This is a genomic window from Microcoleus sp. LAD1_D5, assembly GCF_036702115.1.
Taxonomy (GTDB): domain Bacteria; phylum Cyanobacteriota; class Cyanobacteriia; order Cyanobacteriales; family Microcoleaceae; genus Microcoleus.
Map to the genome: position 1 here is coordinate 1 of NZ_JAUBSA010000065.1, position 11,673 is coordinate 11,673.

General features: G+C 43.5%; 9 protein-coding genes. 4 read left to right on the plus strand and 5 right to left on the minus strand.

Annotation, left to right across the window (positions count from 1 at the left end; translation table 11 throughout):
* Positions 1-129: 129 nt before the first annotated feature.
* Positions 130-4,014, minus strand: a complete 3,885-nt coding sequence (locus tag QUA70_RS22240) for a hypothetical protein (RefSeq protein ID WP_333349920.1) — start codon at positions 4,012-4,014, stop codon at positions 130-132.
* Positions 4,015-4,038: 24 nt separating this feature from the next.
* Here QUA70_RS22240 and QUA70_RS22245 point away from each other — a divergent pair, with 24 nt between their 5' ends.
* Positions 4,039-4,482 (plus strand): hypothetical protein, encoded by a 444-nt coding sequence (locus QUA70_RS22245; protein WP_333349922.1) that lies wholly within the window; start codon positions 4,039-4,041, stop codon positions 4,480-4,482.
* Here QUA70_RS22245 and QUA70_RS22250 read toward each other — a convergent pair.
* Together QUA70_RS22250 and QUA70_RS22255 are read right to left on the minus strand one after the other, a co-directional pair.
* A complete protein-coding gene (locus QUA70_RS22250) occupies positions 4,450-4,611 on the minus strand; it encodes a hypothetical protein (protein WP_333225806.1) in 162 nt (53 codons plus the stop codon). The genes QUA70_RS22245 and QUA70_RS22250 overlap by 33 nt on opposite strands.
* 7 nt (positions 4,612-4,618) lie before the next feature.
* A complete protein-coding gene (locus QUA70_RS22255; RefSeq protein ID WP_333349924.1) occupies positions 4,619-5,617 on the minus strand; it encodes a hypothetical protein in 999 nt (332 codons plus the stop codon).
* A gap of 360 nt (positions 5,618-5,977) precedes the next feature.
* On the opposite strand from QUA70_RS22255, the gene QUA70_RS22260 reads away from it, so the two are divergent.
* From QUA70_RS22260 to QUA70_RS22270, 3 genes are all read left to right on the plus strand, one after another.
* The gene (locus QUA70_RS22260; RefSeq protein ID WP_333326094.1) at positions 5,978-6,259 is read left to right on the plus strand and encodes a helix-turn-helix transcriptional regulator; all 282 of its coding nucleotides are present in this window, start codon (positions 5,978-5,980) and stop codon (positions 6,257-6,259) included.
* A gap of 230 nt (positions 6,260-6,489) precedes the next feature.
* Positions 6,490-6,762 (plus strand): helix-turn-helix domain-containing protein, encoded by a 273-nt coding sequence (locus QUA70_RS22265; RefSeq protein ID WP_190732404.1) that lies wholly within the window; start codon positions 6,490-6,492, stop codon positions 6,760-6,762.
* Positions 6,763-7,056: 294 nt separating this feature from the next.
* Positions 7,057-7,356, plus strand: coding sequence for a helix-turn-helix transcriptional regulator (locus QUA70_RS22270; RefSeq protein ID WP_333349926.1), 300 nt, complete (start codon positions 7,057-7,059; stop codon positions 7,354-7,356).
* A gap of 241 nt (positions 7,357-7,597) precedes the next feature.
* On the opposite strand, the gene QUA70_RS22275 is transcribed toward QUA70_RS22270, so the two are convergent.
* Positions 7,598-10,429, minus strand: coding sequence for a PAS domain S-box protein (locus tag QUA70_RS22275; protein ID WP_333349928.1), 2,832 nt, complete (start codon positions 10,427-10,429; stop codon positions 7,598-7,600).
* 42 nt (positions 10,430-10,471) lie between these two features.
* Positions 10,472-11,476, minus strand: a complete 1,005-nt coding sequence (locus QUA70_RS22280; RefSeq protein ID WP_333349930.1) for a BMP family protein — start codon at positions 11,474-11,476, stop codon at positions 10,472-10,474.
* Between the last annotated feature and the right edge of the window lie 197 nt (positions 11,477-11,673).

Sequence of the window (11,673 nt, forward strand, 5' to 3'; positions counted from 1 at the left end):
AACTTATATTGCCGAGGAGAACTCGAATTCACTCATCTTTCTAAATGCTGTTTTCTCACTTTTTCAGCAAGCCCTAAGTATTTCTCATAGATGCTAAGTCACTACATAACCTTGCACACTTTTAATCAATTATGTAGAGAACCATTTATCCCGGCGTGCAATTTCTCCTACCTTAACTATTTTCGATGCAACACTCTCTCTACATTTAGCTTCAGCAGCAGCCACCAAAAATCCAGGATATCGCTCTGGTTGTCTAGAAATCTCCTTAGCAATGTCATCAGGAAGAGCATCTGCTGGTACTGTACGGACAAATTTATGAACAGCATAGCGCTCAGAAACTACACCCTTCATATAGCTTTGAGATATGATTTCCAGCGCCGATTGCCAACTTATTTCTCCTTCACCTAGTAATTCAATTACTACACTTTGCCAATATTGCAGCACCAGAAAGTCAGACCCACTGTATCCAGAAAGATACTTTGAATATAGGTCTTTTGGTTTTTTTGACCGGATGCCTAGTAAGGTTACTGTTCTTGCATTCAATACCTGTGGCAGTAAGTCAACATCAAATATAATTAAACGACCGCTTCCTTGCTGTGTCCATGAAACTGATTCTTCTACAGAATTATACAAACGTCCCCAATCCTCCGTAGATAGTTTTTCTACATGAATCTCAACCTCTCCAGCAAGTTGTTCTAGAGTTTTCTTGCTACCCCAAGTGATTAAAATCAAAACAGCAAACATGATGTCTTTGACGTTTTTCGCTTTAGAAAACAACCTTTGCCAGTAGGATACTGTGCCCGATCTCAGCCTTGCATAACGTGCGCGTTTACACAACGGTACAGAATGGTCAAGAAGGTCATGAAATTCCGTGTATGTTTGATTTTTAGATTTGATTCCACTAGCAAGATTAGCAAGCTTAAAAAACGCCCATTGGTTCCCATATAATGAACGAGCCTTCTCAACTAAATTATCCCAAGGCGTTATTTGTGTTGCCCACTCCTGAACACTGAAATGTGATTCTTTTTCTACAGTGTCTAGAATTTCATAACACTTATATAAGTCAGAAAAATTTGGTATATTATGGATATTTTCTCTACTAAGAGAAGGAATTGATATAAAGCTACCATTTGTATAAATTTTTTCGTGTTTCCATACCTGAGATAATGATACGGGGTAGTAATGACTAAAAGCTAGAGCATATCGCTTTACATCTGTAGCGTAACTCAATAGTTCCAAAATAGATTTGTTGCGGGATTGACTATCAATATTAATATCTCCTAATAAAATTGCTTCTACCGCAAGTTGAAAATTTTCGTTGGTCATCTCAAAATAATCAAATCGCCGTGCATCAAAAAGAATTTGAATACGGGTTAGGTTGCTTATTTCATCAGAAAGGACGGTGCTAAGCTCAGTGACTGAAAGCTTTGATAGACTGCCCAGATAAAGCCCATATTCAAGCCAACGTGTACGCTCACCATTTTTTTGGGCAAGAACAGCTCCACGCCATAATTTTTCAACTTCATCAGCAGACGCATTGGCTTTAACTAAATCAATTACATCTAACGCATAATCCTTGGGAGGAGCATTTCCTAAGATGGCCAAGCAACGAGTGATAAGTTCATCTTGACCACAATCTTTTGAGAGTACCAGTGGATTGCCTGAAGCAGGTCTACGACTATTAGAAGCTAACAAATATCGCAACCCTATACCGTCTAAAATCAACTCAATAACTCGACGTACAGACTTGGGATGTTGGGTGAAAACCCAATCTGAAAGTAACATAGCTGCCAATAGCCTTGGATAGCTGATTAAGGAATATCCCTCTTCTGCAATCAGTTCTTCTAATCGGTCAATTAAATCTGCTAGTTCCCCTTTGCTGTAGCAACCGGCATAAAACCTTGTGACATTTAGCCAGTAAAAGTCGCGTGCTATAGCATCAAATCGATCAGGTTTTGTTCCAGGCTTTTCATTCCCTGGTGGAGAGGGTGGAGCAGTAACATAGAGGTGCTTTGCAGCAAAATACTCTCGAAGTGGTTGAACCTCAAACTCGTAAGTACCTTCTACACGAGATACTAGCGCACCAACACGCTCAACCATACAAACTAATAAATCATCAACCAAAGTTTCTTTATGACCTTCAGTAGTAAGATAATCTGCTAGCAAAATGTGAAGACTTTCCTGGGTAATGCGACCACTACCGTTTTTTTCTTCCGCTTCTACATGGAGTTTCCATGCCAAGTACCTGTTGATGTCGATTAGTAATTCACGGTGAGTGCGGACTACTGAATTCTTTTCGGCCTCACGGTCAAAAAAGAGTTCTATATAGCTGTCGTAAAGTGCAGTACGTTTGTCAGGCAATGATGCAGTTTTTATACGGATAAGGCTAAGTAAAATTGTTAACTGCATCGGATTTCTAGCTAGATCGCGTAAGTGAGGCTGGTCTAGCTTTTGGTTCAGAACTTGGTTAACATCTCTAATTTGCTGATTATCGAGCTTTAGAGCCTTCATCCACTTTTTTGCATATTCATAAATTAGTGGGCGAGTAACTGGGCCTAGATGGTAGTAAATAAATTTATCTTCCGGAAGACCCGGTGAATTCGCAAATGCTGCTGGACGGCTAGTTACTATAACCTGGAGGGACGTAGCATTTGTCTTAAGACGATTAACCCCATTAACAATCTCTTTTACAACTTCTCTTCTCTTGTCTATATCAGCAACCTCATCAAGACCGTCAAAAACAAGAAGAATGGAACTGAGTTTTGCTACAGCGTGCAAATCAGCTACTTCAAATTCAACACCGCCCGATCCATTTTCTACCTGAGCAGCTAAAAAAGACTCTAGAGATTTATGCCATTTGGGGTGTGCCTCATCATATCTATCAGGGGAGAAGGGATTTCGTTTTGCAAGCCACGCGGCTAAATCTCGAAGATCAACTCTGAACGGTAAACGAACCGATGAAAATTTATGCTCGTCTGGCAATTTTTCAAAGGCTTCATGTTCCCTGTATTGTTCTGGAAGAAGTTGCTCTACTTGCTCCTTACCCAGAATTTGCATACGATGTACCTGACAAATGTACTGGGTTATCGTAGACTTTCCTTGCCCAGGGGCACCTTCAAGCACTACATACGGAATATACTTTGGAACAACTGGGTGAAGCAACATGGCTGCTACTCCTACAATAAGTTGCTCATCCCTGCCCGCAGAAAACTCAGAGCGTGTGTCAAATGTTGAAGATATAACTTCAGATGAAAGGGATATTTTATTAACTCTATGACGCTCTAATACATTGTGAGCAATATACTGATGAATGCTTTGAGAAATATATTGTTGTTTTTTACTAGATGCGCTATTTGGGGGTACAACGGGAACATCTATGAATAAGTCGAAAAGCCTATTATCAAGCTCGACTTGCTTAAATTTAACTTTTTGATCTAAACAAAATTGATTTGTAACGTAAGCTCGAATCGCATCAGCTCTTCTCTCCTTACTCTCTGATAGCCCAGACTCAATAACAGACCTAATTAAGTCTGGACCAGTCATCAGTGCTGGGTATACCCATTTGAGATCCCAGGCATTATCTAACCGACGACTTAAATCATCTCGCCACCAGCACTGGGCTGGAACACCAAGTTCACTTTTCAATAGTTGATTTACTTGATCAATTGATCCTGAATCAGGGTGTGCAGTTCCTTTAATATTTGTAAGTAAGATATACTGCTTTGCCCCTTGTGGAATTTGTTTCTTGAGTTTTGCTGCTTCACCCTTTTCACCCTTTAAAGTTTTTATTAGCCATTTGTGAGGGTCAGTCTCTGCTTGGGGTTCCCTCACAAATTTAACTTGGTACATTATGAAACTGCGCTCTTCATCGTCACCGAAATAACTCAGTGCATCTCTCCCACCATCTGGCTGTGCAACTGGAAAACATTGGAGATTAGAAAACTCTTTAGCTAGTAATGCTTGGCAGAAATGTTGAAACGTTTCTGGATCTAGATTTTCAAAGGGATAATCCATCTGTTTTCCTCAATAGGACTTGTTGTGCAAACAGACAAAACCTCTTTTTCCAGAGATTTAGAGATAAGCCTTCACATAACTGAGGCGGCTTCTGTTAATGTATCTTACACTGCCACTCTATCTTGTGACAAGGCGACTCTGCATAACACGCCCCACACAACCGAATTGGTTCCAACTTCATCCCCACCCCAGCAGGCGGTAACATTTGCTCTAGCCGATCGACCACCGCCCCACCACCACCAACGCCTCCAACTGCTGACGAGAAGGAGGAGGATTAAACCGAAACTTTTCGGCACTGCCGTGTCCTTACCTGCATCCCCAAATCATCTCAAATCCGGTCGATCTCCCACCAGCCCCTTCCGGGACACGGCTGTGATGCCGTGTCCTCACCCGCAGCACTACTTGAGACACCTTGGGGAAAAATCCCCTGATAACTTACCTGCGACAGCCTTGGGCGATCGCCCTTAACACCGCTAGCCGCACTTCTGGATGAGATTTCTCAAGCCCGTTAGCCCGAAAAACCCAGTGTCCGCCGCCCGCGTGCTCGATCGCAATTTTCTGACCGTCAGGCAAAACTATTTGCCACCAATTCAACACACTGGCTTTAATAAGGTGGCACTGAATTTCGTTCAGTTGAACCTCCATTAATTTCAGTTGACGCATGATTGGATTTTGGGCAGATGACTTCATGATTTTTCTCATTAAATGAATTCGACTGTTTCTCGGCTTTGATTTCACTTTGCCGATTTTTGAACTTAACTTCACCTTCCGAAGTTTTTGGCTTAACTTTCCTTTCCGAAGTTTTCGCCTTAACTTCCCTTTTACCACCTTTAGGCTCAACTTTGACTCCAAAACCTTTAGACTTAACTTTTCCTGGGGCCGAAATTGAAGTCTGTTCCGTGGCCGGCTTCTTAAACTCCGCGTCTAATTGGTCTAAAATCTCCTCTTGTTCGGGAGTATGTTCCGCTGGCTGCTCTAAATTGCTGGGATTGTATTCGCCAACCAACCTTGCCAAGAATTCCGAAATTGACAGTCCGGCTGCGGCTGCTTTTTTTGTTAAAAGGGCGTAGGTGTCGGTTTTAATGCGAATTTGTTTGAGCCGGAGGTTGGGATTGTTGTCAACTGTTTCGGCAATAGTTACTGCGGTAATCCTTTCTTTGGGTATGACATCAACAACTTCTTGCCACTTTTCCTGTAAACGACAGTCGCCATATTGGTCGGTTACTGCGTGTTTGAACAAAGGAACAACTTGAGCAACGCAGCTAGGCAAAATCTCAAATCCTGCTTTAATTAAGCGCAGGCAAATACTCGCAGCTTTGATAATTTGTGTGCAGTAAAAATATTGCCTGCCTAATGCTTGTTCGCAGTAACTTTTAAAAGTTTTGAACTTGTCTTTGTACAATCGTAGCTTTCGGATCGCGTCCAGCATGATTCCTTGACGCACGTAGTCTAGGAATCCCCTTTTAATTTCGCCTGTCAGGTAGTCTAAATCGTGAAAGGGAGATTGATTCTGGATTTCTTCTTCAAAGTCTAGCAGCGGGCCTGCAAAGTGAAAGTTGGAGGCGACATCGCCTAGGTAGAAGTTGTCAATTGATGTGGACATGATCTGGAATGGTTCGAGAAAGGGCACGATAGCACGGAAGTTGTGCGATCGCAAAGTAGAAGTTTTGGTCTGGATCTTTGATACAATCTTGAGTTGGGCACTCTTGTGAGGTCGATCGACCTTTTACATAGCACCACCTCCTCGGCGTTGAGAAAAAAGGGGCTTGAGGTATGCGCCCTTGCCCCAAAAATACGCTTGGGTATGCAAGCACAATTGATAGACACTACAACTAAGGCGGTTATTCAAACCTGGACGTTTTGAATGTTCGGCTCGCCCGGCCGCCTTCTGTCATGTCCGTCACTTACAACTTTAGTTGGATAATTCATCTTTGTCAACTAAAGTTGTATAACTTTAGTTTAAATGAATCAAGATATAGACTATCTCAAACCAGAAACTATTCAAGAAGCTATCCAATTGGCTGAAGCTACTCAGGAACAACTAGCCCGAAACTTAGGAGTTTCTCTAAATACAGTGAACTCCTGGGTTAATTGTCGGAAAATGCCACGGGCGGATAATTTCTTCGCCCTATGCCGGGAGTTAAAGCTTTCGCCCAAAACCGTGGCTAGATTGCTAGGCATCGATATCTCCAACATCCCTGACGATATCCCTTTGATCAGATCCCCCTCGCGCGAGGACAACTAACCGACAGGGGTTCGTCCATGTAAGAGAGAAAGGAGCTTGAGGTATGCGCCCTTGCCCCGAAAATACGCTTGCGTATGCAGGCACAATTGATAGACACTACAAATCAGGCAGTTCTTCAAACCTGTATTTTGACCTTGGAGGCTCGCCCAACTGCTTTGCTGTGTCCATTTGTCGTAGTTTAGTCAGGCTTACTGCTTATGTCAAGGGTAAACTACGGAATATTCTGCACCATGAATCAAGAAGTACGGGATTTATACGAAATGAGCCTTGCAGAAATTAGAGAATACAGGGGCTTTAGTCGCCGAGAGCTTAGCCAGCAACTGACGGGGAAAGTCTCTGAAGATACTTTGTATTCAATAGAAAAAAGAAAACAAAAACCCAGAGTTGATACTGCAATAGCCATCTGTACAGCCCTAAATATTAGCTTGAAACAGTTCTGTCACTCGATCGGGCTAGATGTTTCAGGACTGGTTGATGATTACGTTCCGCCGAGGAACAGCTAACAAACAGAGCTAAATCATGGTCTTGATATTTGATACAATTTTAAACTGGGCTGTGAGGTCGATCGACCTTTTACATGGCACCACCTCCTCGGCGTTGAGGGAAAGGAGCTTGAGGTATGCGCTTTTGCCCCAAAAAAAACGCTTGGGTATGCAGGCACAATTGATAGACACTAAAAAATAAGGCGGTTCTTCAAACCTGCATTTTGACGAAAGTAGGCTCGCCCGGCCGCCTTTGTTTGGTCGCTCTACATGAAGTGTACTTCATCAAAACAACCAAGTCAAGAGGTTAGCTTCATGAAACAAGCTTCATGTACTGTGCAAGAAAATTTGCAAGAAAAGGACAAGTCTCCATTAAGGCTTCTCAGAGAAAAAGCTGGGCTAACCCGCCCTCAAGTCAAACAACATATCGGCGTTTCTGAGCGGATGCAAGCTGACTGGGAATCAGGAAAGTCCATGCCAACAGTTGAAAACGTAGCTGCACTGGCTAACCTGTACCAGGTTTCTCTAAAAACTATGTTTGAGCTTTTAGGATTAGACGTAACCAAAATTCCCGATGACTTACCAAGTCTCGCGCCCTCACCGAACGAGAACTAACAAGCACAGCTAAATCATGGTGTTGACATTTGAGACAATTTTGAGTCAGGCTGTGAGGTCGATCGACCTTTTATATCAATTCCCGTTGCACCGGAATGATATAACAGCCCTCTCAAAACCCACAATGCCGTTCATCAAACCCTCACGAAACCTGTTCGATAAACTATCCCAGCGCGATTTATAGCTAGCTTCATAGGTGTCTATCATGAGAAACGCTATATATAGAGGAATTTGATAGCAGTTATTTACCCACGGGTGCTAGAGCACCGCTTTGCAAAACAGGAATTTCTATTCGGAACTCTGTTCCTTGATCGGGTTGAGAGAAGCACTGGAGTAAGCCACCGTGCTTATCAACTACAATTTGATAGCTGATGGATAGCCCTAATCCAGTTCCTTTACCCGTTGGTTTTGTGGTGAAGAAGGGATTGAACACCTGTTGTCTAACTGTTTCCGTTATCCCAGGCCCATTGTCTTGAAATTGAATTACTACATTTTTTGAATAACCAGAATGAGTTTCGTTTGTGACTAGCTTAGTCCGAATAGTGATGCAACTGGGATTCTTTTGGATGTCTTTTGGAGAACGCTGATTGTCGTAGTTTTCTAAAGCATCAATCGCATTTGCCAGAATATTCATAAAGACTTGGTTCAACTGTCCGGCATAGCACTCTACTAGCGGTAAGTCCCCGTACTCTTTGACAATTTCAATAGCAGGATGAGCCGGATTTGCCTTCAGTCGATTTTGCAAAATCATCAATGTGCTGTCAATTCCCTCGTGGATATCAACAGGCTTCTTTTCTGCCTCATCCAGCCGCGAGAAGTTTCGTAGCGACAGGACAATTTGACGAATGCGATCGGCTCCTACCTTCATTGAAGTCAGCATTTTGGGCAAATCTTCACTAATGTAGTCCAGCTCGAACTCTTCAATTTTTTCCTGAATTTGGGCATTAGTTGGATAGGTTTGCTGGTAAAGCTGAATCAACTTTAGTAAATTTTGCGTGTAGTCGGCAGTATGGCTCAGGTTGCCATAGATAAAGTTGACTGGATTATTAATTTCGTGAGCAACACCAGCAACCAGTTGCCCCAAACCAGACATTTTCTCGGCCTGAATGAGTTGTGCTTGAGTTTGCTGTAAGGTTTTGAGTGCAACCTCAGCTTCCTCTTTTGCTTGCCTTAAAGCAGCTTCGGCTTGCTTGCGCTCAGTAATATCCAGTGCCAAAGATGCAACTCCAACAATCTTTCCAGCCTCCCCTACTAAAGGCGTATTGAACCATTCGCAAATAATGATTTTGCCGTTTTTTGTAAAATTGTCATTGACGCTGTAGATTCCTTGGCTCTGAATCAACAACTCGTTCATAACTTGATCGACCACCTTTCGAGCAGATGCAGGCACAATTAATTCTGCGGGATGGTGTCCGATCGCCTCTGTAGCCGTGTAACCAAAAATCTGCTCTGCCGCTGGATTCCAAGCAGTGACTTTAAAGTTTAAATCCCATTCCACAACTGCCAGTGAAGTTTTGCGGAATATAAAAGATAGCCGCTGTTCCGACGCTTTGAGTTCTTCTTCTACCTGTTTCCGTTCAGTAATGTCAATCCCTGTTTTGATGATGTACTCAATTTCACCTTCATTATCCAGTAAAGCAGTATCTGACCAGGCAATCCGTCTGAGTTGTTGATCTTTGCTCACCCAACTGCCTTCATACTGCTGGGGAAAATTACCAGATTGTAAAGACTCAAAAGTAGTTTTGGCTTGTCGAGCTAAGTCTGAGTTCGGGAACAATTCCCAAATGTAGCGCCCTTTCACTTCACTAAACGAGTAATGAGTCATTTGTTCGCAAGCTCGGTTAAAGCGAACGATTTGTCCCTGCGGGTCGAGCACAACTACCAGCGCACCTGCAATTTCAAGAATTGCTGAAACAAAATTGCGTTCCACTTCAACTGCTTTAATCAGTTCCTCTAACTGGGTTGCCATATTGTTAAAGGCGATCGCCAATGTCCCCAATTCGTTTTGGCTATCACTGTTGACCCGCGTCTCTAATTCCCCCGCACTGAGTTGAGTAGCTGCCGTGGTTAAGCGCTGGAGCGGCACCACAATTTGCCGAATAAATAGATACCCAATGCCAACAGCGACGATCGTGACCAGCGTCAATGAGCCTCCCATAACTGAGAGCATTTGGTAAACTGGAGCATACGCCTCAGCCGTTGGCAGTTCTACCACCACATTCCAATTCACGCTCCGAACTAAGGCACTGGCTCCCAATACTTCTACCTGGTTTAGACCTTGATAAACGTTAAGGTGTTTAGTATCTTCGGAGGCTTTCAAAAATTGAAATAAGGATCGCTTAGAAAGATCTTGAATTTGAAACTTTTCTGGGTTACTACCCTTTTGAGCAATGAGAAAATTACGCTCATCAACTACATAGACATAACCCGTTTTGCCCACCTGCGTTTGGGAAACAATAAACCAGAGAAAGTTGAGATTTACCTGCGCTAATAGCACCCCATCCACCTCATCTCGCTCATTCCGAATCGGAACCGCCAGAATGGTGGTTGGTTGGTGAGTTTTAGGATTAATTTCTACAGGACTGACATAATCTTCCTGTTGTTTGAAGGCACGAATAAACAGTGGCGAAGTGGCGGGATTTTCTAACTTGAGCGGTTCGTAGGGTGAAACTGACGCGACAACTTGTCCCTTCCGGTTCAAAATGGCAACGGCTTCATAAGCATCATTATGACGAGTCAACCCTTCCAACAGGCTCTGCTGCGCTTGAGGTTGAAATTTTGTGAGTCCTTTGACCCTAGCTAAATAGCTCAGTTTTCGTTTCAAGTCATCTAGATAATTATCAATCTGCCCTGCTGCTGTCTGACTGCGCTCTTGTTGGAGCGATCGCGATTGCTGGATCTGCGCCTGAAAGCTGAGGTAGATCAGCAAGCCACCTGTGGGCAGTAAGCTCAGGAGAACCAAAAATATCAAACCATAGCGGAGCTGATTTGCAATAGAAAAGAAGCGTTGCCAAGGATGAGAACGGGAGCTTCTGGCAATCGGCAGAACGCGCTCGTTGCGTTGATTTTGCATCGGACTTAAGGATCAATATTGGTAAATCAATTAATGCGCGCACTAAGGAGACACATCAATTTTGCCAGTCGTCACAGCTTCTCGGATGGTCTTGAAAGTGTCCTCTTCCTGAGACGTGAGACTACCACGGAAAGGGGCAAAGTCGTAGATCTTTTCCTTGAGCCCAAACTTGTAAAGTTTTCCTTCCCAGCGACCTTGCTGGGTTAACACTGCCACATTTAGCACCAGATTGGGAATGTCCTGCAGAACGCTAGTTAGGACTTTGCCGGGAGCCACTTCGTACTGATCCTTTGTCCTACCAATCACCAAGACTCCTGGCTTTTGCGAAACGGCTTTTAGCGCGGCTAACCCTGCCTCACCCGCGTTGAAGGTCAAAACATCTACTCCAGAGGCAACCATATCCGTTGCAATTTTGGTGGCTTTTTCGGTATCAACCCAAGAATCGAGAAAAGCAGTCGAGGCTTGAACAGAGGGATTCGTTGCCTTGACTCCCCGCCTAAACAAGGCTTCTTCTTCTTGGTAAACCGGATAAGGTTCACCCACAATATAGCCAACTTTATTGGTTTTGGTCTTTATCGCAGCCAAAGCGCCTGTGAGGTACCCCACCTCACCCGATCGAAAGGCAACAGCCCCCAAATTTCTGTTATTCCCTGGATGCGTTGTAATCAGGGCAAATTTCGTTCGCGGAAATTCTTTAGCGACCTTTTCGGCAGTTGTGGAATAGGCACCACTGGCTGCAATTACCACGTCATAGCCTGACTGGGCATATTTGCGAATGGTAGGTTCACTATTTTCACCGTCAATACTGTCAGTAATGTCTACCTCAGCATTAAATTTATTTTTGATTAGATTCAATCCTTCAAAGCAAGCTTGATCCCAACTTTGGTTGTCTTTGGCGCCTGTGGTGAGCATTGCCACTCTAAAGCTGCTAGAGGTGCTGGCTTCCGGGGAAGAGTTTACGTTCGGAGTCGATCGGCTGCAACTGATCGCAAAAAATAGAGCTAGGGCCGCCAGAGTCATTTGTTTCAAGAAAGATTGAATTCGCATAAGAGCTTTTCGCAGCCAGGTTACTTTTTCTACCCCGAACAAATTTTTGAAGGGTATCTCAACAATCTTCACCACTCTTACTCTCGCTCGCATTTAATGACTCTGACAGATTCAGCGTAACACTGATTTCAGCTCAAAAACAAGTAAGGACACGGCACTGCCGTGTCCTTACAACTCTAACCTGCAATTAACCGAAT

Excerpts from the sequence above, each read along its gene's own strand:
- QUA70_RS22240 (WP_333349920.1), bottom strand. The coding sequence starts at position 4,014 with ATGGATTATCCCTTTGAAAATCTAGATCCAGAAACGTTTCAACATTTC.
- QUA70_RS22255 (WP_333349924.1), bottom strand. The coding sequence starts at position 5,617 with ATGTCCACATCAATTGACAACTTCTACCTAGGCGATGTCGCCTCCAAC.
- QUA70_RS22260 (WP_333326094.1), top strand. The coding sequence starts at position 5,978 with ATGAATCAAGATATAGACTATCTCAAACCAGAAACTATTCAAGAAGCT.
- QUA70_RS22265 (WP_190732404.1), top strand. The coding sequence starts at position 6,490 with ATGAATCAAGAAGTACGGGATTTATACGAAATGAGCCTTGCAGAAATT.
- QUA70_RS22270 (WP_333349926.1), top strand. The coding sequence starts at position 7,057 with ATGAAACAAGCTTCATGTACTGTGCAAGAAAATTTGCAAGAAAAGGAC.
- QUA70_RS22275 (WP_333349928.1), bottom strand. The coding sequence starts at position 10,429 with ATGCAAAATCAACGCAACGAGCGCGTTCTGCCGATTGCCAGAAGCTCC.
- QUA70_RS22280 (WP_333349930.1), bottom strand. The coding sequence starts at position 11,476 with ATGCGAATTCAATCTTTCTTGAAACAAATGACTCTGGCGGCCCTAGCT.